Origin of the sequence: Diplocloster agilis (assembly GCF_019042275.1) — a bacterium.
GTDB classification, from domain to species: Bacteria; Bacillota; Clostridia; order Lachnospirales; family Lachnospiraceae; genus Diplocloster; species Diplocloster agilis.
In genome coordinates this window covers 85,612-111,601 of record NZ_JAHQCW010000001.1, presented here as the reverse complement: position 1 = coordinate 111,601, position 25,990 = coordinate 85,612, and the positions used below count along the sequence as shown (strand labels likewise).

The 25,990-nt window shown below is 49.0% G+C and carries 21 protein-coding genes; 19 read left to right on the top strand and 2 right to left on the bottom strand.

The features are described 5' to 3' along the window. The first annotated feature begins 31 nt into the window (after nucleotides 1–31). From KTH89_RS00455 to KTH89_RS00435, 5 genes are all read left to right on the top strand, one after another. Nucleotides 32–2,329, top strand: coding sequence for a pyruvate formate lyase family protein (locus KTH89_RS00455; RefSeq protein ID WP_238720218.1), 2,298 nt, complete (start codon nucleotides 32–34; stop codon nucleotides 2,327–2,329). Nucleotides 2,330–2,341: 12 nt separating this feature from the next. Next, entirely contained in the window at nucleotides 2,342–3,787 is a 1,446-nt protein-coding gene (locus KTH89_RS00450) for an aldehyde dehydrogenase family protein (protein WP_238720217.1), read from the top strand. An 80-nt stretch (nucleotides 3,788–3,867) separates the two neighbouring features. After that, complete coding sequence (locus KTH89_RS00445; RefSeq protein WP_238720216.1) at nucleotides 3,868–4,728, top strand: transketolase; 861 nt, start codon at nucleotides 3,868–3,870, stop codon at nucleotides 4,726–4,728. Then, on the top strand, nucleotides 4,721–5,689 hold the full coding sequence (locus KTH89_RS00440; protein ID WP_238720215.1) for a transketolase family protein: 969 nt from the start codon (nucleotides 4,721–4,723) through the stop codon (nucleotides 5,687–5,689). Before KTH89_RS00445 ends, KTH89_RS00440 begins: the two co-directional genes overlap by 8 nt. Nucleotides 5,690–5,763: 74 nt before the next feature. Then, entirely contained in the window at nucleotides 5,764–7,275 is a 1,512-nt protein-coding gene (locus tag KTH89_RS00435) for a CoA-acylating methylmalonate-semialdehyde dehydrogenase (protein WP_238720214.1), read from the top strand. A 196-nt stretch (nucleotides 7,276–7,471) separates the two neighbouring features. Here KTH89_RS00435 and KTH89_RS00430 read toward each other — a convergent pair whose 3' ends face one another. Then, nucleotides 7,472–8,224 carry a phosphotransferase family protein gene (locus KTH89_RS00430; RefSeq protein ID WP_158343863.1) on the bottom strand — a complete coding sequence of 251 codons (753 nt, stop codon included), beginning with the start codon at nucleotides 8,222–8,224 and terminating at the stop codon, nucleotides 7,472–7,474. A 117-nt stretch (nucleotides 8,225–8,341) separates the two neighbouring features. Beyond that, a complete protein-coding gene (gene adhE, locus KTH89_RS00425) occupies nucleotides 8,342–10,957 on the bottom strand; it encodes a bifunctional acetaldehyde-CoA/alcohol dehydrogenase (RefSeq protein ID WP_238720213.1) in 2,616 nt (871 codons plus the stop codon). 857 nt (nucleotides 10,958–11,814) lie between these two features. Here adhE and KTH89_RS00420 point away from each other — a divergent pair. The 14 genes from KTH89_RS00420 to KTH89_RS00355 all read left to right on the top strand — a co-directional run bounded on the left by KTH89_RS00420 (nucleotide 11,815) and on the right by KTH89_RS00355 (nucleotide 25,981). After that, a complete protein-coding gene (locus KTH89_RS00420; RefSeq protein WP_238720212.1) occupies nucleotides 11,815–13,122 on the top strand; it encodes an ABC transporter substrate-binding protein in 1,308 nt (435 codons plus the stop codon). Between the two features lie 92 nt (nucleotides 13,123–13,214). After that, nucleotides 13,215–14,081 carry a carbohydrate ABC transporter permease gene (locus KTH89_RS00415; RefSeq protein WP_238720211.1) on the top strand — a complete coding sequence of 289 codons (867 nt, stop codon included), beginning with the start codon at nucleotides 13,215–13,217 and terminating at the stop codon, nucleotides 14,079–14,081. A gap of 12 nt (nucleotides 14,082–14,093) precedes the next feature. After that, a complete protein-coding gene (locus tag KTH89_RS00410) occupies nucleotides 14,094–14,924 on the top strand; it encodes a carbohydrate ABC transporter permease (protein WP_158343870.1) in 831 nt (276 codons plus the stop codon). 10 nt (nucleotides 14,925–14,934) lie between these two features. After that, nucleotides 14,935–15,894, top strand: a complete 960-nt coding sequence (locus KTH89_RS00405) for an alpha/beta fold hydrolase (protein ID WP_238720210.1) — start codon at nucleotides 14,935–14,937, stop codon at nucleotides 15,892–15,894. 28 nt (nucleotides 15,895–15,922) lie between these two features. After that, complete coding sequence (locus tag KTH89_RS00400; protein ID WP_158343874.1) at nucleotides 15,923–16,615, top strand: N-acetylmannosamine-6-phosphate 2-epimerase; 693 nt, start codon at nucleotides 15,923–15,925, stop codon at nucleotides 16,613–16,615. 449 nt (nucleotides 16,616–17,064) lie between these two features. Continuing rightward, the gene (locus KTH89_RS00395) at nucleotides 17,065–18,003 is read left to right on the top strand and encodes a dihydrodipicolinate synthase family protein (RefSeq protein WP_238720209.1); all 939 of its coding nucleotides are present in this window, start codon (nucleotides 17,065–17,067) and stop codon (nucleotides 18,001–18,003) included. Between the two features lie 125 nt (nucleotides 18,004–18,128). Continuing rightward, a complete protein-coding gene (locus KTH89_RS00390; RefSeq protein WP_158343878.1) occupies nucleotides 18,129–19,502 on the top strand; it encodes an ABC transporter substrate-binding protein in 1,374 nt (457 codons plus the stop codon). A gap of 104 nt (nucleotides 19,503–19,606) precedes the next feature. Next, nucleotides 19,607–20,482 (top strand): carbohydrate ABC transporter permease, encoded by an 876-nt coding sequence (locus KTH89_RS00385; RefSeq protein WP_158343880.1) that lies wholly within the window; start codon nucleotides 19,607–19,609, stop codon nucleotides 20,480–20,482. Next, complete coding sequence (locus KTH89_RS00380; RefSeq protein ID WP_158343882.1) at nucleotides 20,479–21,318, top strand: carbohydrate ABC transporter permease; 840 nt, start codon at nucleotides 20,479–20,481, stop codon at nucleotides 21,316–21,318. The genes KTH89_RS00385 and KTH89_RS00380 overlap by 4 nt, the downstream gene beginning before the upstream one ends. 17 nt (nucleotides 21,319–21,335) lie before the next feature. After that, nucleotides 21,336–22,412 carry an iron-containing alcohol dehydrogenase gene (locus KTH89_RS00375; RefSeq protein ID WP_238720208.1) on the top strand — a complete coding sequence of 359 codons (1,077 nt, stop codon included), beginning with the start codon at nucleotides 21,336–21,338 and terminating at the stop codon, nucleotides 22,410–22,412. Between the two features lie 55 nt (nucleotides 22,413–22,467). Continuing rightward, nucleotides 22,468–23,154, top strand: coding sequence for an N-acetylmannosamine-6-phosphate 2-epimerase (locus KTH89_RS00370; protein ID WP_158343886.1), 687 nt, complete (start codon nucleotides 22,468–22,470; stop codon nucleotides 23,152–23,154). Between the two features lie 75 nt (nucleotides 23,155–23,229). Further along, nucleotides 23,230–24,114: an ROK family protein gene (locus KTH89_RS00365; protein ID WP_158343888.1), complete on the top strand. Its 885-nt coding sequence runs from the start codon at nucleotides 23,230–23,232 to the stop codon at nucleotides 24,112–24,114. 41 nt (nucleotides 24,115–24,155) lie between these two features. Next, nucleotides 24,156–25,010 (top strand): MurR/RpiR family transcriptional regulator, encoded by an 855-nt coding sequence (locus KTH89_RS00360; protein WP_158343890.1) that lies wholly within the window; start codon nucleotides 24,156–24,158, stop codon nucleotides 25,008–25,010. A 182-nt stretch (nucleotides 25,011–25,192) separates the two neighbouring features. Next, nucleotides 25,193–25,981: an electron transfer flavoprotein subunit beta/FixA family protein gene (locus KTH89_RS00355; protein WP_158344033.1), complete on the top strand. Its 789-nt coding sequence runs from the start codon at nucleotides 25,193–25,195 to the stop codon at nucleotides 25,979–25,981. Nucleotides 25,982–25,990: the final 9 nt, after the last annotated feature.

Below are 25,990 nucleotides of genomic sequence, written 5' to 3'. Positions count from 1 at the left end.
GGTTTCCGGATAAAAGAACTGGAGGGATGAAATGAAACGGATAGACCGGATAAAGAAAAGAATTTTTGAAGTGGAGATGGTATCCCCGAAGGAATGGTGGGGTCAGGATGAAACCATTCTGACCAGTGAAGAGATCAAAAAGGAGCCGCTGGTAGTCCGCAAAGCGTTGGCGGTGGAGTATGTTATGAGAAATATGCCGGCGAAGATAAAGCCGGATGAATTGATTGTCGGCCTGGCGAATTATGCTTCCGCAGGACTGGGGTTCGAATTCCCGGACTATGCGCTTCCGGAAGAAAAAGAGGAGGGAATGAGAGGAGCTTTTACCTATAAATCCGTATGGGGCCATCATCCGGGTGATTACCAAAAGCTTCTGCAATCCGGACTTCAGGGACTGCGTCAGGAAATTCTGGAACAGATGGAACTGGAATGTAAAAAGAAGGAACCTCAGCGGGAAAAGCTGGATTATTACCGGGCTATGATAATCAGTCTAAACGCTGTCCGAGAGTTGGCCGTACGTTATTCACAGCTGGCTTTAAAGCAGGCAGCAAAAGAAAGGGAGCCGGCCAGAAGAAAAGAACTGTTGGAAATCTCCCGCATCTGCGCTAAAGTGCCGGAACAGCCGGCGCAGACGTTTCATGAGGCTCTGCAGAGTATGTTTCTCTTTTTCTGCGCGCTGCACAGCTCGTTAGAGATGGTGCCAATCGCGCGTACCGATCAGTATTTTTATCCTTATTATAAAAGAGATATAGAAAGCGGGCGCATTACGGAGGAAGAGGCTGAGGAATTGGTTGGCAGCTGGCTGGCCAAATTCAACGAACGGGTGCAGATCCTGCCGGAATATTTCGATGCTTCTCATGCAAACGCTTATGATAAAGGAGACGGAGGGAATCCGGATCATTTTGCGGCTTCTTTTGCGATGGAAAACGATCAGGACTATAATTTCGGCACTTCGGCAAATAATTTCCTGCTAAATATGATATTGGGTGGATGTACTCCACAGGGAGAGGATGCAGTCAATGACCTGACGTATCTGCTGATTGAACAGTGGAATTATCTGGAAGCTATTATGCCGGTTCTCTCTGTAAGGTTGAATTCCAAAAGTCCCCAGAAACTGTATGAACTATGCGCGGACATTCTGCGGAAAGGAGGTTCTGGGGAACCGGCCTTATATAACGATGAGGTTATTATCAAAGGACTGACAGACCTGGGGATTCCGCTTGAAGAGGCGAGAGACTATTCTAATGACGGCTGCTGGGAAGTTTTAATACCGGGGCGGACGAATTTTGGTTTCGAGTATATCAAGGTGCTTCAGACACTGGAATACGTTCTGAACCGCGGAGCAAGCCTGATCCGAAAAAGGCAGGAGGCTCCGGACTATGGCGACCCCGCACAATTTAAGACCTATGAAGAGTTTTATACCGTATTTATGAAATGTATTCATCAGAAAATTATTGAGATTCTGCAGAATAAACTGAAATATCGGGACGTCCGGCATAAAATTGCCCCGTCTCCGCTTTTGTCCACGATCGTTTCCGATTGTATTCAAAGGGGAAGAGATCTGTCGGATCATGGAGCCAGGTATAACATCTATCCCTTGATGGTGTGCGAGCTGGCAAATTGTGTGGATTCCCTGGCGGTTATTAAGAAGCTGGTATATGAGGATCGGATCTGTACTATGTCCGAAGTAACCGAAGCTGTCAGAATGAACTTTGAGGGAAAAGAGGATCTGCGTCAGATGTTCATAAACAGAGTTCCAAAATTCGGTAACGATGAGCCCTATGTGGACGGAATCGCCGCTAAGCTGCTGGAAGATATTAGAAAAGAAGTATCAGATATTACGGCGTCTATGGATATCGATGATCTGTATGTGGGACTTGGAATTGCTACCTTTGAAACCTATATGTCGATCGGTCATAATATCGGAGCATCACCGGACGGCCGTTTAAGCCAGGAACCTGTCAGCAGTAACTATTCTCCCTCGATTGGAATGGATCTTGGAGGACCTACGGCTGCGATCAAATCCATAACAACACCGGATCTGGTTCCCTATTTTATCGGCTGTCCGCTGGATATGCAGATTAACTATAACGAGGCTCAGGGAGACGAGGGGCTGAAACGGATGGTCGCCCTTATTAAGTCCTTTCTGGAACTGGGGGGCGTGATTCTAACGATTACAGGAACCAGCGAGGAAGATCTGCTGAATGCGCAGAAGGATCCGGCGAAATACCGGAGCCTTAGGGTAAGGATGGGAGGGCTGTCCGCTTATTTCGTGGCTCTGCCGAAGGAACACCAGGATCTGATGATACGGAAAGTGAAGCATGGATTATAGGAGGACAAACAGATGAAAATGACGATTAACGGGGAAAAAGTAGATTCTTCGGATCAGAAAACGATGGAGGTATGGGATCCGGCGGCCCATGCAGTGATAGATACGGTACCCTGCGCTTCCACGGAGGATCTGGACAGGGCATTGCAGGCGGCACAGATGGGGAAGGAAATATGGGGAGATACACCGGTTCAGAAGCGAACCGAAATTCTGTGCAGGGCCGCAGAACTGATCGAAAAAGAAAAAAAAGAGCTGGCCACTTTGCTGGTGAGGGAAACCGGAAAAATATATCCTCAGGCTGAGGAAGAGATCGACAATGCGGTCGCGCTGTTTTCCGGCTATGCCCAGAAGGTACGGCATATCTATGATTCCGTGCTCCCGGATGCCGAAGCAAAGAGCATTATTATGGTAAAAAGAGAACCGGTAGGAGTCGTAGCCTGCATCGTACCCTATAATTTTCCAATTGATTTGTATTCGCATAAGGTGGCGCCTGCTCTGGCAGCGGGGAATGCGGTGATCGTCAAGCCCGCCTCCGATACACCGCTTGCGGATATTTATCTGACCGATCTGCTGATTCGTGCCGGAGTACCGGCGCCGGCAATTCAGGTCGTCACGGGAAAAGGATCGGTCGTGGGGAATTATCTGGCGGAATCACCACTCGTGAACGCAGTCAGCCTGACCGGCAGTACACAGGCGGGAATCAGCGTCAGAGAAGCTTCCGCAAAGAATTTAAGCAGAGTATATTTGGAGCTGGGCGGGAACGATGCGATGATTATCTTCGATGATGTAGATCCCAAAGAAGCGGCTAAAGAAGCAGTAAACGGACGTATCCTGAATGCGGGTCAGGCCTGCTGCTCGGCCAAGCGCTTCCTGGTACAGAAGGGAATCAAGGATGCTTTCATCCGGGAATTATCGGCGATATTAAGCGGTATCAAGATCGGAGATCCCTTTGATCCGGATACACAGATGGGAGCGCTGATTAATGAAACTGCGGCAGTTGAGGTTGAACGGGCGGTACGGGAAACGGTGGCTGCTGGAGCGGTCTGTGTTTTGGGAGGAAAGCGTTTTAACCGGAACTACTTCGAACCTACCATTCTGGATCAGGTGACAAGGGAGATGGATATCGCGCGGAACCAGGAGGTATTCGGTCCGGTATTTCCGGTCATTGCTTTTGATACGGCTGAAGAAGCAATTGAGATTGCCAACCAGAGCCATTACGGCTTATCCGGCGGCATCATGTGCGGGGACCTGGAAAAGGCTTATTATATAGCAGGAAAGCTTGATACCGGCGGTGTGATCTTAAATGGATCTGGGTTGTACCGGACTTTTGATATGCCTTTCGGGGGACACAAATTAAGCGGAATGGGGAATGAGGGATTCTACAATACATTAGATGAAATGTTCAAGGTGAAATCCATTGTGTTTAAAAATTTTTGTAAATCTAATGATGTAAATTCGTAATAAATAGTAGCTACTGCATAGGGGTTTTCTGTAAAAATGAGAGTGGAATACGTAGTATAAAATGAGAAAGGGAGCGGGATATGGATCAGAAAATGGAACAATTGCGGCAGCTTGCTGCGCAGATCCGAATCCGGACCATTCGCTGTATGGAAAGTGCGGGCGGTGGTCATATTGGGGGCGCTATGTCGATAGCGGATGTCCTGGCGGTTTTATATGGGAAGGTCATGAGCTATCGGGCGTCGGATCCTATGTGGCCGGACAGGGACAGGCTTGTGGTATCCAAAGGACATAGCGGCCCTGCTGTATATGCGGCATTATCTCTAAGCGGTTTTTTTTCGGAGGAGCTTTTAAATACCCTAAATAGGGGAGGAACATCCCTGCCGAGCCACTGTGACCGCCTTAAAACACCAGGAATCGATATGACGACAGGTTCCCTGGGACAGGGGATTTCCTGTGCCTGTGGGATTGCGAAGGCACTTCAGACTCGGAACTGTGCATCCTGGGTTTATGTGATAATGGGAGACGGTGAATTACAGGAAGGACAAGTGTGGGAGGCGGTACAGTTCGCAGCCCATCAACGGCTGGATCATCTGATTATCTTCGTAGACAATAATAAACGGCAGTTAGACGGTACCTTGGAAGAAATATGCAATCCTTTTGATTTGGAGGAAAAATTCAGAGCTTTCGGATGTTCATGCAGGAAGGTAAATGGTTATATGGTGGAAGAAATCGATCAGGCGATTGCTGCAGAAAAGGAAGCAGCGGGAAGACCGGGCGTAATTATATTAGATACCTATAAGGGAATCGGATGTGATTTTGCGGAGAAGGCTTCCTTTAACCACTTTATGACAATTACAAAAGAAGAGGCGGATGCGGCCGAGATAGAGATTCTTAGACGCCTAAAGCAGGGTATTGTGGCAAAGGAGGAGGCCTATGTATAAATGCATCTGGGATGGCAGGATGTCCGGCCGGGAGATGCGTGCCGCTTATTGCGGTGCCTTGCTTAAGCTGGGCCAGGAGAAAACTGAAATTATGACAGTGGACGTCGATTGTATGCATTCTATGGGAACAAAACCATTTGCGGATGCATTCCCGCATCGATATATTAACTGCGGGATACAGGAGGCAAATGCCGTTGGTATTGCAGCTGGACTTTCTTTGGAGGGCATGATTCCTTTTTTTAATACGTTCGGAGTATTTGCGACAAGAAGGGCTTATGATCAGATATTTTTATCATGCGGCTATGCGGGACTAAATGTGAAACTGGTTGGATGGGACGCGGGTATTACAGCGGCAAGCAACGGCGGAACCCATATGCCTTTCGAGGATGTGGGGATCATGAGAAATATTCCGTTTATGAGTATACTGGAGCCTGCCGACCCGGTTGCGATGGAACAGCTGGTAGCCGAAGCTGCCGGACATTACGGAAACGTATATATCCGGAGCGCCAGAAAGCGGGTTCCGGACATATACGAATCAGGCAGTTCGTTTCAGATTGGGGGATCAGCCGTATTATGTGAGGGAACGGATGTCGGTATTATCGCCAGTGGAATCATGGTTCCTGAAGCGCTGAAAGCCGCCGGAATGCTTAGAAAAGAAGGAATCGTTGCCCGTGTAGTCGATATGTATTCGATCAAACCGCTGGATGAACAATGCCTGCTGGAATCCGCAGAGCTTACGAAAGCGCTGGTAGTAGCGCAGAACCATAATTATATCGGCGGATTGTACAGCGCGGCAGCGGAATTTACGGCACAGAACTATCCCGTTCCGATCGAGAGAGTATGCGTGGAGGACCGTTTTGGAGAGGTTGGCAGCGAAGAATATCTGAAAGAACGTTTTAGTTTGCATGCGGTAGAGATTGTAAAAAAAGCAAAGGCTGCTATGAAGAGAAAGAGGAAATAAAGTCTTATATCGTTGAAACAATAAAATCTAATTTATCGTAAGGATATTGAATTGTGGAAAAGGAAGGGGAAAAAATGGCGGATATCAAAATTTTGAAGCCTTTTATCAATGGTCATTACCAGGAATCCCGAACGGAAAAATATACCGATGCCTATGATCCCAGTACAGGCGAGGTGATTGCCAGGGTTCCGTGCTGTACAGGCGAGGAAGTTGATCTGGCAGTCGCAGCTGCGAAGGAGGCGTATCCGATGTGGTCCGGTACTCCGGTTATGAAGCGGGTGCAGGTGCTTTACCGGCTACGGGAATTAATAGTCGCGCATATGGAGGAGCTGACCGACCTGGTTGCCAGAGAAAATGGAAAATCCTGGTCTGAAGCGGAGGGCGATGTGCAAAAAGCAAAAGAAGCGACAGAACAGGCGATCTCGGCGCCGTCGCTTTTGATGGGTGAGAGCCTGATGGACGCCTCGAAAGGGTTTGATACGGTTTTATACCGGGAGCCGCTCGGAGTATTTGCAGGAATTGTCCCGTTTAATTTTCCATCTATGATTCCGATGGGGTGGATGGTACCGATGTGCATTGCCTGCGGCAATACAATCGTAATCAAAGCGGCTACATTTACTCCCCAGAGCGCACTGCGCTTTGCGGAATTATATCAGGAAGCAGGTCTGCCGGCTGGTGTGTTGAATATCGTTACTTGTTCCAGAAAGGAAGCGGAGATTCTGCTTAAACATCCGGATATTAAAGGGATTACTTTTGTGGGCTCTACCTCGGTGGGAGAGCATATTTATTCGCAGGCCGCTGCTGCGGGAAAACGGGTGCAGGCGTTATGCGAAGCAAAGAATCACGCTTTGGTGTTAAACGATGCACCGGTGGAGAGAACCGCCGCAGGTATTATTAATTCAGCATTCGGCTGCGCTGGAGAGAGGTGTATGGCGCTTCCGGTGGTGGTGGTGCAGAACAAAATCGCAGACCGCCTGGTGAATGCTCTTGTAGAACAGGCACGTAAGATAAAGGTGGGACCTGCCTATGATAAAGCAACGAAATTAGGTCCGGTTGTTAATCAGGCCCATCGGCAGTCCATCATACAATGGATCGAAAAGGGATTGGCCGAAGGGGCGAAGCTTGTGCTGGATGGACGGGGGATCCTGGTACCCGGTTATGAGAACGGATTTTATATCGGTCCGACAATATTAGATTTTGTGACGCCTGAGATGGAAGTGGGCACCCGGGAAATTTTTGGTCCGGTATTATGCATCAAACGGGTGGAGAGTTTTGAGGAAGGGCTTACTATAATGAACAGGAATCCATATGCGAACGGGTCTGTGATCTTTACGCAAAACGGTTATTATGCCCGGGAATTTGCTCGGCATACGGATGGCGGAATGGTAGGAATAAATGTAGGAATTCCGGTACCGGTTGGCGTATTCCCGTTTTCCGGTCATAAGAAATCCTTTATTGGAGATCTACACTGTCTTGGAAAAGACGGTTACCGTTTTTTTACGGAGACAAAAGTAGTCACGACCCGCTGGTTTAATGAGGAAGAGATGAAACAGACAGAAGTTTCAACTTGGGACGGAACCATCTGAGAGGGGACTGGCTCATTCCGGACGGCGACAAAACAGAAGATAAAGTAACGCGAGGAAGGTGCCTGTCCCCGGAAGTTGGTCTTAGCTGCAAACCAACAACCGGGGACAGGCACCTTCCTCGCGTTACTCTATCATTCGCTTAGTCGCCGTCCGGAATGAGCCGGTCCCCTCTCATCACCGGAATCATGCGATCCTTCTATTGATAATCAAATACATCGATCCATTTCATCAGGAATGCTTTCTCCGATTCCTTACCCTTCGTCATCTGTGCCGCAGCCACAATCGGCAGCCACTGCTGTACATACTGTTTCGCAGTATCGCTCTTTTCGCAGAACAGATTCATATATATCTCAGCCAGCCGCTGATCGTACAGGGAAAACTGGAGATACGTATTGGCGGCATCGGCGGAGGCGTTTCCCTGTGTGGCATGGGCCCAGTCGATAATGTACGCGGTTCCGGCCTTGTCGATGATGATATTGGTGGGATTAAAGTCGCCGTGGCAGACCTTTGTGTGCTTAGGCATGCTGTCCAGACGGGTGTGCAGCTCATAGCGGGTTGTAGCGTCTAACTCACCGGCCAGGCTGTTGATCTGGCGGTTCAATTTATCTTTCAATTTATTCAGCAGCGGTGAGGATTTACTGTGAATTTCCAGTTGGAGATCCACGAAACGGTTCATATACTGCTGAAGGTTATCCGGATCTTCCTCCATCATCTGTGCCAATGTCTTACCTTCCACATATTCCGTGACGATCGCCCATTTGCCGTCTGTCTGGGTGACTTCCGCCACCCTCGGAATATTCAGACCGGTTTCCTCCACTCTGGCGTGATTCAATGCCTCGTTGAATACATCGGACTTCGGATGATTTTCGTTAAACACTTTGATTACCAAACCATCGGTTTTATATACGGTTTTCTTGTCGCGGGTAGCGATAATCTGATCTAATTTCATTGAATTCTCTCCCTTCCCTGTTTTACAGAGTATACTTAACAGTTAACAGCATTCCGTTCATACATGCTCTTTGGCTTATATTTATTTTAACATAGGAACATGGTTTTGCAGAGCACTTTATTTTCCGTAGTAAGCTTTCAGGTACAGCTCTTTGATTTCGCTCATCAAAGGATATCTGGGGTTAGCTCCGGTGCACTGGTCATCGAAGGCCTGTTCCACCATCTCATCAAGGGTGGCGAGGAAGTCCTCCTCCTTGATTCCGTATTCGGCGATGGTCTTCTTGATTCCGATCTTTTCTTTCAGGTCTTCGATCGCCGCGATGAATTTATCCAGGGTATCCTGATCGTTCTTGCCTGCGATACCGCAGAAGTTCGCGCACTCTACGTAACGGGCCAGGGTATGGGGATACTCATACTGGGAGAAGGTACCCATCTTGGTCGGAACCTCTTCCGCGTTGTATTTCATAACCAGGGTCAGCAGCAGGGCATTGGCCACGCCGTGAGGCAGGTGATGGAAGGCGCCCAGCTTGTGGGCCATGGAGTGGCATACTCCAAGGAACGCGTTGGCAAATGCCATACCGGCCATACAGGAAGCATCGGCCATCTTCTGGCGGGCCTCTAAGTTGGTGCCGTCTTCATAAGCGACGGGAAGGTAATTCAGCACATTTTTCATGGCTTTTAATGCCATACCGTCGGTGTAATCCGTAGCCATAACGGAAGCGTAAGCTTCCAGGGCATGGGTCATGACGTCGATACCGGACGCGCTGGTCAGGCCCTTGGGCTGGCTCATCATATTATCCACGTCCACGATAGCCATGTTCGGCAGCAGTTCATAATCGGCCAGCGGATATTTAACTCCGGCCTCCTCGTCCGTGATGATGGCGAAAGGAGTTACCTCCGAACCGGTTCCGGAAGAGGTGGGGATGGCTACAAAATAAGCTTTCTCACCCATTTTCGGGAAGGTGTAGATACGTTTGCGGATGTCGATAAAGTCCATAGCCATATCATGGAAGTTTACTTCCGGATGCTCATACATAACCCACATGATCTTGGCCGCGTCCATAGCGGAACCGCCGCCCAGGGCGATGATACAGTCAGGCTCGAAGTTTAGCATCTGGCGGGTTCCTTCTTTGGCGCAGGTCAGGGTCGGGTCGGGAGCCACATCATAGAAGCAGGTGTGCTGGATGCCCATTTCGTCCAGTTTCTGTTCGATGGGATTCACATATCCGTTCTTGTAAAGGAAAGTATCGGTTACAATAAAAGCTTTCTTCTTACCCATCACTGTGCCCAGTTCGTCCAGAGCGACCGGCATACAGCCTTTCTTGAAATAAACCTTTTCAGGTGTTCTAAACCACAGCATATTTTCTCTCCTTTCGGCAACGGTCTTTATATTGAGCAGGTGCTTGGGTCCGACGTTTTCCGATACGGAGTTGCCGCCCCAGGTACCGCAGCCAAGCGTCAGGGAAGGATTTAATTTGAAGTTGTAAAGATCACCGATTCCGCCGTGGGAGGAAGGCGTGTTGACCAGGATACGGCAGGTTTTCATTCTGGCCGCATGCTCTGCCATTTTTTCTTTTTCGTTGGTGTTGATATACAGGGAGGACGTATGCCCGTATCCGCCGTCGGCGATCAGCTGTTCGGATTTTTCCAGAGCCTCTTCAAAGGTTTTGGCTTTATACATGGCCAGTACTGGGGAGAGCTTCTCGTGTGCGAATTCCTCGGAGATATCCACGGATTCCACTTCGCCGATCAGGATCTTGGTTTTCTCCGGCACATCCACGCCGGCCAGTTTCGCGATGGTGTATGCGGACTGTCCTACGATCTTGGCATTTAACGCGCCGTTGATGATGATGGTCTTCCTGACCTTCTCGATCTCGTCGGATTTCAGGAAATAACATCCGCGATAGATGAACTCATCCTTAACCTGTTTGTATACCTTATCAAGAACCGTAACGGACTGCTCGGAAGCACAGATCATACCGTTATCAAAGGTTTTGGAATGGATGATGGAGTTGACCGCCATCCGGATGTCCGCCGTGTCATCGATGATGACCGGGGTATTGCCGGCGCCTACGCCCAGAGCCGGTTTTCCGGAGGAATAGGCGCTCTTTACCATGCCGGGACCGCCGGTTGCCAGGATGATGTCGGCTTCCTTCATAACCTCGTTGGTCAGCTCCAGGGAGGGAACATCGATCCAACCGATGATACCTTCCGGCGCGCCTGCCGCTACGGCCGCGTCCAGTACGATTCTCGCCGCCTCAATAGTACAGTTCTTCGCCCGGGGATGGGGGGAGATAATGATAGCGTTTCTGGTCTTTAAGGAAATCAGTGTTTTGAAGATCGCGGTGGAAGTCGGGTTGGTAGTGGGGATGACCGCAGCCACCAGGCCGATGGGATCCGCTACTTTTTTGATACCGAAGGCGGGATCCTCTTCCAGGACGCCGCAGGTCTTCATGGTTTTGTATTTATTGTAAATATATTCGGCTGCGTAATGGTTTTTGATCACTTTGTCCTCTACCACGCCCATGCCTGTTTCCGCCACTGCCATTTTGGCAAGGGGAATTCTCTGCTTGTTGGCTGCCATGGCCGCCGCGAAGAAGATTTTATCGACCTGCTCCTGAGAATAGGTGGAGAATTTTTTCTGCGCTTCTCTCATTGCTTTCATTTTCGCCTGGAGCGCTTCGACACTGTCGATGATAGCGGGTACCGGGGTTTGGGTTTCTTTCTTTGCCATAACGAATCCTCCTATGATAACTATTTGATAATTTTTTAACAATCTCTTGACAATGCCTATTATATGGGATCGTTAAAAAAATGTCAATCATTCTTTGTTAATTTTTTAACTTTCCACATTATGACTGAGATTGTGAAAAATTGAAGATGAATTTGTGGATTGTAACGGTTTCAGATGTAAGAAGATGGAAATTTTACGGAAAGACTGGATATTTATTTATAAAAAAGCGGACGAAGAGTTGGGATATGAGTTAATTCGACTAAAACTGCGAATAAAATATAAAATTCGGTAAGGAAATCTTCTTTCTTTGATTAATAAATTGCTAAGATCATACGCCTAAGTTATTGCTCTGAAAGAATAACTCATAAGAGGCCACCCCGATCATCCCCCTTTACCGAAAAAAAGACGGAATGCATATTGCGTCCGGAAATAGCAAAGTAAAAATCTATATCCCGAAAACATGCACAATTTAAACGAATTGCATATCGATAATATGATTATTGTAGAAAAAATGCACAAAAATAGTGGAAAAATTTTTTGTAATATTAATAAAAAAGAAAATTTTTTCCAAAAACGATTGAAAAAGAAGGAATATACCTTATAATATGAGTATACCTAAATATTTAGTCATACGTACCCGGGGAAATTTGTATAGCTTTTTGATTCAGTATTTGGCAAGGGAGGAAAAAGTAAAGGAGGCAAGAAAAAGATTTGACGGCATCTTGCGGCAGCTTATCAGAAAATTCAAAGAAAGACAAGTAAGAACAAGGTAAAAATTCTTTTACAAAGGGAAAGAAAGGGAGAAGGGTATTAAAAAAATCTTAGCAGTTCTGGTAATTTTGGCAATGATGACTACAATGCTGGCATGTGGAGGAGCAGGAAAAAAGGAAGAGCCGGCAGCTCCCGCGAATCCTGCAAAGCAGGATGCACAGACGGCTGACACGAGCCAGGAGGCGGACCAAAAGGATGCGTCCTCAGACGAGCAAATCACGCTGACCTTTATGAGAATGGGCAGTCCTGAGCAGGCTACGCCTATTTTTGAACCGATTATTAAGCAATATGAAGAAGAGCATCCAAACATCAAGATTGATTTCTCCGTCATAGGATGGGCGGAAGCACTGACAAAGTCCAAGCTCTTATTCTCAAGCGGACAATTCCCGGATGTGGGCTTTATGAGCCAGATCGGCTATGAATTTGCGGAACAGGGGCTGTTGCTGGATCTCACTCCCTATTTTGAAAAAGACAAAGAGTTTGCGGAGAACTTCACTCCCTCGGTTCTGGAAAGCGTAAAATACAAAGACAAAATATACTGGTCACCCTGCGCCGTAGGCGCGTTCAGCCTTTGGTACAATGCGGATATCTTCAAACAGGCCGGACTGGATCCGGAGAAACCGCCTAAGACGTTGGACGAGCTTTTGGATTACGCGGAGACGATCAAACAAAAGACCGGCATTCCGGGGCTGGCCGTAGGGGCGAAAGCCGAATCCGACCTTACCCATGTATTTATGAGCGTATATGCAAGCAATGCCGGAGAGTCACTCTGGAACAGCTCCGAACAGCGGCTGACCTTTGAGGATCACAAAGACGCGGCTATTAAGTCTATCGCCTATATGAGAGAGATGGTGGAAAGGGATATTCATCAGCCGAATCCGATTGAAATCGATTTTTACGGCGGCAGACCGTTGTTCAGAGACCATCAGGTAGGAATGATTCTGGATGGGGTATGGGCGCTGAAGGAATTCCGTTCCCAGTTGGAAGACGGCACGGAGACGCTTCGCACCGCATCCTTCCCGTCAGGGGACGCGGGCTGCAGCAGCCTGATGGGTATCGGCGGATGGGCCATTCCCAGCAGTTGTGAGCATCCGGATGAAGCGTGGGAATTTATCAAATACCTGCAGAACACAGAGAACCAGTCCAGCCACGGAGATCAGTGGGGACTTCTCCCGATTCTGAAATCACAGAAAGAATTACCGCAGTACCAGGAATATTATTGGGAGCCCCTGATCAATCAGACAGAGACCAGTCACGGGATCATCGCCCATCCGGAGACAACATTTATTGAAACAACCATAGCCCAGCAGATATCCGACGCCATGATGGGCAAACAGACGCCCGAGGAGACCTTTGACAATATTGTCAAGACGGTAAACGATAAAATAAACTGACCTCTCAGGGGACTATCATTAGAAAATTCGGCCCCGCCCGCATCGGGAGTATGCGGCGGGACAGTCTGACAGGAAAGAGATAGGTGGTATTTATGAGAAATATAGGAAAAAAATCTCTCCCATATCGATATATACTACCGGCTGTAATCTTTTTGACCATTATCTTCGGCATTCCTCTGGTCAATATGATCTGGTATGCTTTTGCGGATGTGGACATCATGAGCGGTTTTAAAGAGTGGGTCGGTCTCAAAAACTTTTCATTCCTTATAGATCCGGAATTTCGCAAAACGCTGCTACGGACCCTGATCTGGGTTATTTTTGGAGTGGCCGGGATTTTTATTTATGGCATGTCGGTAGCGCTCGCCTTAAATAAGCCGATTCCGGGCAGGAATCTGTTCCGGATTCTGGTGATCATACCCTGGCTGATTCCCCATGCCTTCGCGGGAACGATATGGACCTGGATGTTAAATTCCAATACCGGCCTGGTGAACGCGGTACTGATGAAAACCGGCCTGGTCTCGCAGCCTGTCAGTTTTCTTGGCGAAGAACTGGCTATGGCAACGGTAATCTTTATCCGAATCTGGAAAGGCGCGCCGTTTTTAATTATGAGCCTGTTATCTGCTTTCCAGACAATACCGGTAGAAGTGGAGGAGGCAGCTACGATAGACGGAGCCGGGAAAATCCAATATTTCCGGAAAGTAATGGTACCTTTATTAAAACCGGTACTGGTGAGCAGCGGTATTATATTAACCGCCTGGACGATCACCATATTCGATATTGTCTATATCATTACAAAGGGAGGACCGTCCCATGCGACCGAGATCCTAAGTATTTCCATATATAATAAAGCGTTTATCGATAATGATCTGGGAGCGTCTGCGGCGATATCCCTGTTTGCCATGGTCTTCATAATTGTTCTGGGTTATCTGCAGATGCGCAGCCAGAACAAAGTAGAATAGGGGGGAGAAAGGTTGAAATACAGAACAAAAAAGAAATTAAAAGATTATCTTTTGCGATACCTGATCATCGCGGTTGCTCTGCTCCTGACTTTAGTACCCCTGTATGTTACGGTTGTTACTTCACTGACCCCGGCCGACAAAGTGGGGAGCGCGTTTATCCTTCCCCGATATTTTGAATGGCGGAATTATGTAAAGCTGTTCGAAGTGCTCCCCATGGCCAGTTATATAAAATCATCCCTGATCTATGCGTTCGGATGCAGTATTTTATCCGTGGTGATCGCCAGTCTGTCCAGTTATGCCCTGTCCAGATACCGGTTCCGCGGGAAGCCGGTATTTATGACGGCGCTATTGGCTGTTCAGATTATTCCTCAGATCGTCATTGCGATTCCGCTGTTTAAGATGGCGCTCAGCCTTGGAATATACGACCAGTTCGGGACCGTAATCGTAGCTTTAGTAGCGTCCGCGATCCCTTATCCGATTTTGCTGTTAAAAGGGTTTTTTGATACTATACCGGTCACTTTGGAGGAGGCGGCGGTTGTGGACGGCTGTACCAGACTGAAAGCCTTCGTCAGAATTATCCTGCCGCTGTCAAAACCGGCGCTGATGACCGCATTCGCGCTGACCTTCTTTGTGGGATGGGATCTGTACCTGTATCCGATGATCCTGACCACTTCTTCCTCGAAAGTGCCGCTGACTCTGGGGCTTTCGCGTATGATCGATTTTTATACCCCTTGGGAGATTCTGATGGCAGGCACGGTCATAGGTATTCTTCCTCCGATTCTTGTGTATCTGCTGACGCAGAAATATCTGATCGGCGGACTGACTGCCGGAAGCGACAAATAGGAGGGATACGATGGGAGTATTTGATTTATCCGTAGAACAACTGAATACGTACCGGGGAACGAACCCGAAGCCCCGGGATTTTGATGAATTCTGGGACCGGTCCGTGCAGGAAATGAAATCCATAGATCCTTGCGTGGAACTGAAAAAGAGCGGTTTCCAGACGGATTTTGCCGATTGCTACGATTTGTTTTTTACCGGTATGGATCGTGCGAGAATTCATGCGAAATACATAAAACCCCGAAATGGAAAGGAACCCCATCCGGCGGTGCTTATGTTCCATGGCTATACGGGGAATGCAGGCGCCTGGATTGAAAAACTGGGATACGCGGCCAATGGTTTTTCTGTCTTCGCCATGGACTGCCGCGGACAGGGAGGATGGTCCGAGGATCCGGGCGGCGTGCGCGGAACTACCTATCGGGGGCAGATCATAAGAGGATTGGATGACGGCCCGGAGCATCTATTGTTCCGCAAGATTTTCCTGGACACCGCGGAACTGGCTGGAATCGCGATGGGGATGCCGGAGGTGGATAAGGACCGGGTTGGCGTATTGGGACAGTCCCAGGGAGGCGGGCTTACGATCGCCTGCGCGGCTCTGGAACCGAGGATTAAAAGACTGGCGCCTTTATTCCCGTTCCTCTCGGATTACCAGCGTGTCTGGGAACTGGATCTGGCAAAAGATTCTTATGAGGAGCTTAGTTACTATTTTCGGTGGTTTGATCCGACCCATGCAAGAGAGCGGGAGATCTTTGAAACGTTAGGTTATATTGACGTACAAAATTTTGCCGGACGGATAAAAGGCAGGGTGCTGATGGGAACCGGGCTTATGGATACGAACTGTCCGCCGTCTACACAGTTTGCTTTTTATAATAAGCTTACGGGGGAAAAGGAATCCATACTTTATCCTGATTTCAGACACGAGAACATTCCTGATTTTAATGATAAGACCTTTCAGTTCATGAGGGGATTATAAGTTTCCGGTCGATCGGAGAGGAGGCCGTATGGGACATAAAGTATTGGAGCAAATCAGAGGAGGGCTGATCGTATCCTGCCAGGCGCTGGAGAACGAGCCGCTTCATGGCGACGGTATCATGCAGCGTATGGCGGTGGCGGCTATGCTTGGCGGCGCGGTGGGAATCCGGGCAAACGGGCCGGAGGATATCCGCTCGATCCGGCAGAAAGTAGATCTTCCCATGATCGGAATCATTAAGAAAGTTTATCCGGATTCAGAGATTTACATCACGCCTACAATTCGGGAAGTGGAGCTTCTGGCGGACACCGGCGCGGAAATTATATCATTGGATTGTACGGACCGAAAAAGGCCTGGCGGTATCCGCCTGGAGGAATTATACCGGGAAATCCGGGAGAGATATCCAAAGCTTTTATTGATGGCGGACTGCTCGACCTATCAGGAGGGAATGAAGGCGGCCGGATTGGGGTTTGACCTGGTCGCCACCACCATGTGCGGTTATACGCCGTATACCAGCCAGACGAGACTGCCCGATGTAGATCTGGTGCGTAAGCTGGCCGAAAACTGCAAAAAACCTGTGATCGGGGAAGGTGGAATCTGGAGCCCGGAACAGTTAGCCGCCGTGTTGGATGCGGGAGCGTTCGCGGCTGTGGTGGGAACCGCCATAACAAGACCTATGGAAATAACGAAAAGATTCGTGGCGGCGCTGCCAACCTGGGGCTGAACCGCCGGTGATTAGAGGACACTGGAAATAGACGGTACATTCTTTAGTAAAAGAGATACCGGCTGTTTACCAGTGTTTTTAATTTTGCTTAGAAAAGCTATGTATTTACCATGGGGCCGCAGCCGGTTATATGACTGTTCCCGGACCTGGAAGGGGGAGCCGGCAGGACCAAAAACAGGGGATTAATATACATATTATGGCGTTTTGAGTGAAAAAAGACATAAATAGTGCACAAAAATAGTGGAAATATTTTTTATATATTTCATAAAAAAGAAAATTTTTTCCAAAAATGGTTGAATTCTTTTTTTTCTGTGATATGATAAAAATAACTTAAACGAGCGTACGGCATATCAATGAAAAATCCCCGTCCGTACTGCAGAACTTTAAGTTGCCGGCAAACAAATCATGTGTGGGGAATCCCGTAATGGGAAAAGGAGGATATGAAAATTATGAAACCTGAAGAACTCAAAAAAGCATTAAAAGGTATTTGCGCGATCGCTGTTACTCCGATGACCGAAGACAGACAGGTGAATTATGAAGGCGTCAGAAATCACATCCGTTTTCTGATCGGCAAAGGAATCAACAAAGACAACAACTGTACGCTGGTTGTAGGCGGAAGTACCGGTGAATGCGGAGCTCTTACGATTGCTGAACGTAAAAAACTGATTGAAACAGCAGTGGACGAAGCAGGGGATGAACTTCCTATCATAGCAGGCTGCAATCACAGCAATATCGAGGATGTCAAGGATCTGATGGCTCACGCGGAAGGCGCAGGAGCAGCGGGCGTTATGGTTCTTTCTCCTTATTACTATGTTCCTACAGATGACGCGGTTTTGAGGTTCTACAAAGAGATTTCAAAAGCGGCGAATATCGGAATCCTTCTATATAATAACCTGGAAGTTACCCACAAGGATGTTCCGCTGGAAGTAATGGAACAGCTGGTAGACAGCTCTAATGTAGTAGGTATCAAGGAATGTACCCCGAACTTTGCAAAAATGGAAAAAGTAGCCCGGAAGATCGGCGGCAAGATCGCCGTGATCAATGGCCATGGAGAATTCTTAGAGCCGTTCGCAGCTCTGGCCGGAACCGCAGGCTTCATCTCCAGTACCTCAAACTTCGCACCGGAAATCGCAGTGGAAATGTGGAAAGCCAGAAGCGCCGGGGATTATGTGGCGGCGAAGAAGATCCGCGACCGGTTAACCCCTTATCTGGATCTGGCGGCGGCAGAATCCGCAACCGGCGGAGAACCCGTTGTTCTGGCGATCTTAAAGAGAGCGGCAGCTTTAGTTGGCTCCGACTGCGGCCCCGGACGTATTCCGCTGCCGGAGATCACCCCGGAACTGGATGCCAAGATTGAGAAGATGCTAAAAGAGGTTGGGTTAAAATAAATTTATGAACCATAGCGGCCCGTGTGCCGGGGTCAGGTGACGGGCCGCTTAATTTAATAATACCCGGAGGGGTATCACCAATATGCCGTCTATAATACGGTGTAGGAACGAAAGGGGAAGGTTGAATGAAAAGGCTATTAGCATTGGCAATGGCAGCAATTATGATGGTATCCTTAACAGCGTGCGGCGGGGGGAAAGAAGCGCCGGCAGCTGATGACAAGGGCGGCAGCGCTCCGGCAGACAACGCGGCGGCATCGGATAATACCGATACCAAAGATACGGGGGCTAGCGGCAAAGTAGAGCTTAAGCTGTTAAGACTGGGGGATCTGACCAAGGCGGAACCTATTTTCGCGCCAATCGTAGAACAGTTTGAGAAAGACAATCCGGACATTACGGTGAAATTTGACGCTATGGCCTGGACCGAAGCGACCACGAAATTAAAATTATTGGGCGCGCAGGGAGAATTGCCGGATGTAACCTTTATCAATATTATCAATGGCTGGGATTTGGCTTCCGAAGGATATCTTGCCGATTTGTCAGACCGCGTGAAGAACGATCCTGTTTTAAGCAAGGATATTCCGCAGTCCGTTATCGACGTAGCCACAACAGCCGACGGGAAAATGTACTGGGTACCGGCTGCGACCGGCGCTTTCAGCCTGTGGTATAACAAGGATCTCTTCAAACAGGCCGGACTGGATCCCGAGAAGCCTCCGCAGACGATGGAAGAGATGATCAGCTACGCAAAAACGATTACGGAAAAGACAGGCGTTCCCGGACTCGGATTTGGCGTAAAGGCTATGGAAGATTACGCGAATGTCATTGAAAGCTTCTATGCCAGCTATACCGGTGTGGATATCTGGGATGACGCGAATAAATGCTTTACCTTTGAAAACGATGAAAATAACAGGAAATTATTTGCCGATGCATTGGAGCAGGTGAGAGCCATTGTGAATGATTATGGCATTATCCAGCCAAGCCCCGAAGAATATAACCCGTTTGGATTAAGACCCTTATTCCGTGACGGCCAGATCGCTATGTATTTAGACGGCGGATGGGCGGTAAAAGAATTCCTGGACGAATTGGATAAAGGCGAGGACAGTAAGTTTATGACCTCCTTATTCCCTGCCGGACCTGCAGGTTCCCATCCGATCATGGGTTGTGACGGTTGGTCGATCCCTGCGGAATGCAAGAATCCGGATGATGCGTGGAAATTAGTACAGTGCCTGATGTCCTCCGATAACCAGACCAGACATGCGACTATGTGGGGCCTGATGCCGATACTGGAATCGGAAAAAGAAAAGGAAGAGTTTGCAGATCCTTACTGGGGACCGCTGGTAAAACAGCTTGAGACCGTATCGGCCCGTCCGAAGGATAAACAGGTTGCCATGATAGAGCAGGCGATAGCGGATGGCGCGCAGGCGGTTGCGCTTCAGAAGATGACTCCGGATGATGCGATCGACTTTATGATCCAGACCGTGGCATCGAATTATAGCGAGTAGATAACGTATCCTTACGGACGGTTCACGTCCGGTAAGGACGGACAGATGGGCAGGATTCCTGCCCATCAGTCTTCCCGGAAATTCATGAGAGGCAGGGTACTATTATGAAATTAAAAAGAAGGAAGGGGCGGCTTCCCTATATCTATCTGACACCTGCGATCATAGTTATGATTGCCATCTTTGCTATACCACTTGTGAATTTGATCTGGTATTCCTTTGCGAAAGTTAATCTGATCGGCAAGTTTCAGAAGTGGGTCGGCTTTAAGAATTTTTCCTACATAGCGACGCCGGAATTCATGGCGACCTTGGGCCGGACCGGAATTTGGGTGGTGTTCGGATTACTGGGGATATTTATTGTTGGCACTATTCTGGCTTTGTGTCTGAACAAACCGCTTCCAGGGCGCACCTTTATGCGGACGGTTGTCATCATTCCATGGGTAATTCCGCATGTGTTTGCAGGAACCATGTGGAGCTGGGTGCTCAATTCTTCCAACGGTATCATCAATACGATCCTGATGAATCTGCATATCATCGACAAACCGATCGGTTTTCTGGGAGTGGATCTGGCATTGGTGACGGTTATCTTTATCCGGATCTGGAAGGGAGTCCCATTTCTTGTCATGAGCCTTCTGTCCGCGCTGCAGACCATACCCACAGAAGTGGAAGATGCCGCAAAGCTGGATGGGGCGCTGGGAATCAAATACTTTACCCATATCACGTTACCGCTGCTAAAACCGGTTATGGTTATGAGCGGGACCATACTGATGGCCTGGTCTATTACGATCTTCGACCTGGTCTATGTTATCACAGGAGGCGGACCGCTGAACGCGACTGAACTTTTGAGTATCACGATCTACAAGAAAGCATTCGTTAACTCGGATCTGGGAGGGGCTGCCGCGATCGCATTGTTTACGATGGCTCTGGTATCCATCATTGCTTTCTTCCTGATGAAGCATAACGTAAAGGAGGAGAACCAATGAATGCGAAAAAGAGAAAAACCATGAAAAAAACCGGAAATTATATCGTGAGGTATTTTTTCGTAATCATATGGATGATCATTGCTCTGCTGCCGATCTATGTGGCGGTAATGACTTCCTTTACACCTTTTGAGAAGCTTGGGGAGGCTATGATTCTGCCGAAGTATTTCCGCTGGGAGAACTATGTAGAACTGGCCAGACAGACGCCGCTGTGGCAGTATCTGGCAGCATCGATCATCTATGCGCTTGGGACCAGCCTGTTCACAGTGGTGATCGCAATACTGGCAGCCTACGCACTTTCCAGATTCAAATTTAAGTTTAAGATACCGTTCCTGATGATCATCGTGGCGATCCAGGTGGTACCGCAGATCGTCATCGTGACACCGTTATACGGTTTGTCTTATTCCACCGGGTTATATGACACTTATATACTGATCATCATCGCCATGGTGGCTACGGCGATCGCGAATCCGATCCTGCTGTTAAAGGGCTTCTTCGACAGCATTCCGGTAACCCTGGAGGAAGCGGCTGTGGTAGACGGCTGTACCAGAGTGGGAGCACTGGTGCGGGTTATTCTCCCGGTATCGCTTCCGGCGGTTACGACGGCGTTCGCCTTGTCTTTCTTTAACGGCTGGGATGCGTACCTGTATCCGATGATCCTGACTTCATCCCCCGGAAAGGTGTCCATGACGGTGGGATTATCGAGAATGGTGGATATCGTCACCCCCTGGAACTGGATCATGGCGGGCACAGTGATCGCCATTATACCTCCGATTCTAATTTACCTTATGGCACAAAAATATCTGATCGGCGGACTGACAGCCGGCAGCGACAAATAAAAGGAGAAATGAACGAAATGGAAGAGGTAAGTTTTCTGAAAATAGGCTGCAGCAGATTTATATATGGAAAGGGAACCGCAGCGCTTTTGCCGGATGAAATCCTGCGCTACGGGAAAAAAGCGTATATCGTGGGCGGCCCTTCGACCCTGCCCCTGGTACGGGAAAAAGCAGAGGCGGGTATCGCGGAAAAAGGAATCGAAGCGGTATATCGTGTCATGGATGAACCGAATTCGGTAGACTTTGCGAAGCGCCTGACAGTGGCGGCGAAAGAGGCCGAAAGCGAGCTGGTCGTGGCCATTGGCGGCGGCAAATGCATGGATCTTTGTAAAGTATTCTCCGATATGGCGGGACTGCCGATCATAACGGTGCCCACCTCGGTGGCTACCTGCGCCGGAAGTTCGGCAGTGAGCATTATGTATACAAAAGAGAACGGCAGCTACGACTGCTCGATTCCAAAGGAAAAAGAGATTGACTCCGTCATCGTGGATCTGGATATCATCGGGGCGTCGCCGAAGCAATTGTTCGCGTCCGGTATCATGGATTCGATCGCAAAACTCCCGGAGATCGTCAACGGCACGGCCAAACTGACCTATCCGGAAGTATCCCTGCAGAAATATATGGCGTATTCCAACTCCGTATTTATCTATGATTTCCTGACCAGATTTGGCGTGCAGGTATATGAGAATCCTATGGGGGATGAAAAACTGCTTCAGGATCTGACCTTGGTCAACCTGATCGTCACCTCTATGGTCAGCGGCTTCTCCAGCGGTTCCGACCAGCTGGCAGTGGCTCACGGCCTGTACGATGCGGTCCGCAAATTCTTCCCGGTGGAGGCGAAGAATGCGCTGCACGGAGAGATCGTAGCGGTAGGGGTGCTGATGCAGATGCGGTTCAACCATGAATCTGAGGCTGAATATCAGAAGATATTGGGCATGATGAAGAAAATGAATATGCCCCTGACATTAAAAGACCTGGGCGTAGAGCCGACGCAGGAAAATATACGGATATTAAAAGAGTATAATATTATGAAAAATAATATTGTAAAACCGGAAGATCTCGCACGACTGGATCAGGCCTTTGAAGAGATTATATAACTTCGTACCCAGGATCAGGTAACTGCTGTTTGGGGGAAGAGGAGGTTGAGACCAGATGGAAAATAACATACTGGCGAAGATAAAAGGAGGACTGATTGTATCCTGTCAGGCACTGGAGAACGAACCGCTGTACAGCTCCTATATCATGCAGCGCATGGCGGTTGCAGCGATGAAGGGCGGTGCAGTGGGAATCCGGGCCAACAGTGTGTCAGATATTATCGAAATCAAAAAAGAGGTGCCCCTGCCGGTGATCGGAATTATCAAGAAAGTATATCCCGATTCCGATGTTTATATCACGCCCACGATGAAGGAAGTGGATGAGCTGATACAGACCGGCGTGGAAATTATTGCGCTTGACAGTACGAATAGAATCCGTCCGGGAAATGTTGAATTGGAGCCATTTTTTCGAGAGGTACGAAAAAAATATCCGGATCAGCTGTTTATGGCGGACTGTTCGACCTATGAGGAAGGAATGAAGGCCACGGAACTTGGATTTGATATCGTAGCCACAACTATGCATGGATATACGCCTTACACGGCGCAGGCTGTACTTCCGAATTTTGATCTTATGAGACGGCTGGTGGAGGACACGGGAAAGCCGGTGATTGCAGAAGGCGGGATCTGGAGTCCGGATCAGTTAAAAGAAGCTTTGAAGACAGGCGTACTGGCGGCTGTGGTGGGAACGGCCATCACCAGGCCTATGGACATTACGAAAAGATATGTAGCGGCGATCCACAAATAAGTGTATAATATAAATAATTACCATGATTGTATAGTAAGGATGTAATGTGTCAATGTGGTAAGGCAGGAGTGAGTTATGAGAATACTGGCACTGGATATCGGCGGGACTTCCATAAAAAGCGCGGTCTGTAACGATGGAAGGTTAACGGAACTTAAGGAACAGGATACGGACGCGTGTCTGGGCGGTGAATTCGTTATGCGGCGTGCGGCTGAGATCCTGAAGACATACGGCCCCTGTGACGCCATCGGGATCAGTACCGCCGGCCAGGTGGACGTACAGGAAGGGAAGATCCGTTACGCCAACGATAATATTCCGGGCTATACCGGTATGGAGATCCGAAAACGGCTGGAGGCAGAATTTCACGTGCCTGTCGCGGTAGAGAACGATGTAAATGCCGCGGCGCTTGGAGAGGGGCATTACGGAGCGGCCAGAGGATTCGAAGACTATCTGTGCCTTACCTATGGGACCGGCGTGGGAGGAGCCATCGTGATCGGGAACCAGGTGTTCCGCGGGGTGGCCGGCTCGGCAGGCGAAGTGGGAAGTATCGTGATTCATGGCAGGCAGGTGGTAAACGGACGCAGAATCAGCGGCTGCTATGAAGACTACGCCTCAACCAGCGCGTTGATCCGAACGGTCAGCGCTTACGATCCGGACATTCATAATGGCAGAGAACTCTTTGAAAGGCTCGCCTGTGACCCTGCGCTTCTGACGCTGTTGGAAGACTGGATCTGGGAGATTGCCCACGGTCTGGTTACATTGATACATATCTTCAATCCCCAGTGCATACTGCTGGGGGGCGGGGTAATGGCTCAGGACTATGTAGTGGAAAAGGTGAAGGAAGTGACCCTGGAACGAATTATGCCAAGCTTTCGGGACGTAGTGTTCAAAAGGGCCGGGCTGGGAAACCGGGCGGGTCTTTGGGGAGCAGTTCACCTGGCAAAAGAACGGGTGGGCCGGTAAAATTCTCAAATCATGGAGAAAACATTTGAAGGAGAGTTGCTATGGCTCAAGGCGATTTTATGATGCAGGTACGTTCCAACTATAATCAGTTTACAAAGGCGGAACGAAAAGTGGCGGATTATCTGCTGCAGCACGCGCAGGACGTTTTGTTTATGTCCATTACGGATCTGGCGGACGCATGTAAGGTAGGGGAAACCACCGTATTCCGGTTCTGCAAGACGATGAAGCTGCAGGGATACCAGGAATTCAAGATCAAAGTATCCTTAAGTATCAAAGGGGAAGAGGAAGAGCAGCCTCTGCTGGAGGATGTCAATAAGGATGACAATCTGGTGGTGCTGACCCAGAAGCTTTTGAATTCCAATGTCAACGCAATCGTGGAGACGAATGCGCTGTTGGACCACCAGAAGCTCCTCGAGGTACTTCGGGCGATGGTGCCCGCCAGGAAGATCATGTTCTTCGGCGTCGGTTCCAGCGGCCATGTGGCCATGATGGCGACCAACAAATTCCTGCGGATCACGGACAAAGTATTCTGTTATACGGATTCCCATATGCAGGCTATGGCGGCGTCTCTGCTGGGGAAGCAGGATGTGGCGGTGGTGATCTCCTATTCCGGTTCCACGAAGGACTCGATCCTGACCGCGAAACTGGCGAAGGAAGCGGGAGCCTACGTGGTTGGCATTACCAGATTCGCCAAATCACCGCTTACGACCTATTCCGACACCTCCATCCTCTGCGGGGCCAAGGAAGGGCCGCTGCAGGGAGGTTCTACCACCGCGGTTATGAGCCAGCTGTATATTATGGAAGTCCTGTATACGGAGTATTACCGGCAGACATATAATGAGAGCTATATCAATAATAAAAAATCCGCGGAATCCATCGTGGATAAGATGTATTAAATAGAAGATGTATGTAATAAGAATTGTGTATACGGATACCTCAAACTGCGGCAGCCATCCCGGGCTGCGCTGGTTGAGGTATCTTTTTATTTTAATGGCGAAACTCATATGTATTCAATAGGTATGAACTTTTGCCGAACAGGCATAAAATATGCGCAAAAGACGCATGAATGGAGGAAAAGATGAAGATTCTGGTGTGTATCAAACAGGTACCGGGAACCAGCAATGTGGAAGTGGATGAAAAGACGGGAGTTTTAAAAAGGGACGGCGTGGAATCCAAGATGAACCCGTTCGACCTGTACGCCATCGAACAGGCGCTGTGCCTGCGGGAAGAGTACGGGGGAAAGGTGGACGTGATCACCATGGGGCCGCCCCAGGCCAAAAGCGTGCTGCTGGAAGCGGTATACATGGGGGCTGATAACGGCGGCTTGATCAGTGACCGGAAGTTCGCGGGGGCGGACGTAGTGGCCACCAGCTATACCCTATCCCAGGGGATACGGAAAATGGGAGAATACGATCTGATCCTGTGCGGCAAACAGACCACGGATGGGGATACCGCCCAGGTAGGGCCTGAGACAGCCGAGTTTCTGGGTATGGATCACATGGCGAATGTGCAGAGGATTCTGTCCGTTCAGGATCACGCGGTAACGGTGGAGGCGAACATGGACCGGTATCTGCAGCAGGTGAAGATTCCCCTTCCCTGCCTGCTGACCATCGAAAAGGACGCGAACACGCCCAGGCTTCCCTCCTACCGCCGGAAGATGGCGGCAGACGAGAGCTGTCTGCAGATATTTTCCATCCGGGATTTTGCGGATCAGGATGAGAAAAACTACGGCCTGGCCGGATCTCCCACGCAGGTGGAGCGTATCTTCCCGCCTCAGAAAAACACGTCGAAGGAGATCTTCGAGGGGGACCCTGACCTGCTGACCACAACTTTTGTCCGGATTCTGGGCGAGAAGAAATTCATATAGGGAGGATTA

What these genes read in the sequence shown, in the direction of transcription:
- KTH89_RS00450 (WP_238720217.1), top strand. Translation starts at nt 2,342, where the DNA reads ATGAAAATGACGATTAACGGGGAAAAAGTAGATTCTTCGGATCAGAAA.
- KTH89_RS00395 (WP_238720209.1), top strand. Translation starts at nt 17,065, where the DNA reads ATGAAACCTGAAGAACTCAAAAAAGCATTAAAAGGTATTTGCGCGATC.
- KTH89_RS00390 (WP_158343878.1), top strand. Translation starts at nt 18,129, where the DNA reads ATGAAAAGGCTATTAGCATTGGCAATGGCAGCAATTATGATGGTATCC.
- KTH89_RS00455 (WP_238720218.1), top strand. Translation starts at nt 32, where the DNA reads ATGAAACGGATAGACCGGATAAAGAAAAGAATTTTTGAAGTGGAGATG.
- KTH89_RS00440 (WP_238720215.1), top strand. Translation starts at nt 4,721, where the DNA reads ATGTATAAATGCATCTGGGATGGCAGGATGTCCGGCCGGGAGATGCGT.
- KTH89_RS00445 (WP_238720216.1), top strand. Translation starts at nt 3,868, where the DNA reads ATGGATCAGAAAATGGAACAATTGCGGCAGCTTGCTGCGCAGATCCGA.
- KTH89_RS00420 (WP_238720212.1), top strand. Translation starts at nt 11,815, where the DNA reads ATGCTGGCATGTGGAGGAGCAGGAAAAAAGGAAGAGCCGGCAGCTCCC.
- KTH89_RS00365 (WP_158343888.1), top strand. Translation starts at nt 23,230, where the DNA reads ATGAGAATACTGGCACTGGATATCGGCGGGACTTCCATAAAAAGCGCG.
- KTH89_RS00385 (WP_158343880.1), top strand. Translation starts at nt 19,607, where the DNA reads ATGAAATTAAAAAGAAGGAAGGGGCGGCTTCCCTATATCTATCTGACA.
- KTH89_RS00435 (WP_238720214.1), top strand. Translation starts at nt 5,764, where the DNA reads ATGGCGGATATCAAAATTTTGAAGCCTTTTATCAATGGTCATTACCAG.
- KTH89_RS00430 (WP_158343863.1), bottom strand. Translation starts at nt 8,224, where the DNA reads ATGAAATTAGATCAGATTATCGCTACCCGCGACAAGAAAACCGTATAT.
- KTH89_RS00355 (WP_158344033.1), top strand. Translation starts at nt 25,193, where the DNA reads ATGAAGATTCTGGTGTGTATCAAACAGGTACCGGGAACCAGCAATGTG.
- KTH89_RS00405 (WP_238720210.1), top strand. Translation starts at nt 14,935, where the DNA reads ATGGGAGTATTTGATTTATCCGTAGAACAACTGAATACGTACCGGGGA.
- KTH89_RS00415 (WP_238720211.1), top strand. Translation starts at nt 13,215, where the DNA reads ATGAGAAATATAGGAAAAAAATCTCTCCCATATCGATATATACTACCG.
- KTH89_RS00400 (WP_158343874.1), top strand. Translation starts at nt 15,923, where the DNA reads ATGGGACATAAAGTATTGGAGCAAATCAGAGGAGGGCTGATCGTATCC.
- KTH89_RS00375 (WP_238720208.1), top strand. Translation starts at nt 21,336, where the DNA reads ATGGAAGAGGTAAGTTTTCTGAAAATAGGCTGCAGCAGATTTATATAT.
- KTH89_RS00370 (WP_158343886.1), top strand. Translation starts at nt 22,468, where the DNA reads ATGGAAAATAACATACTGGCGAAGATAAAAGGAGGACTGATTGTATCC.
- KTH89_RS00380 (WP_158343882.1), top strand. Translation starts at nt 20,479, where the DNA reads ATGAATGCGAAAAAGAGAAAAACCATGAAAAAAACCGGAAATTATATC.
- adhE (WP_238720213.1), bottom strand. Translation starts at nt 10,957, where the DNA reads ATGGCAAAGAAAGAAACCCAAACCCCGGTACCCGCTATCATCGACAGT.
- KTH89_RS00360 (WP_158343890.1), top strand. Translation starts at nt 24,156, where the DNA reads ATGGCTCAAGGCGATTTTATGATGCAGGTACGTTCCAACTATAATCAG.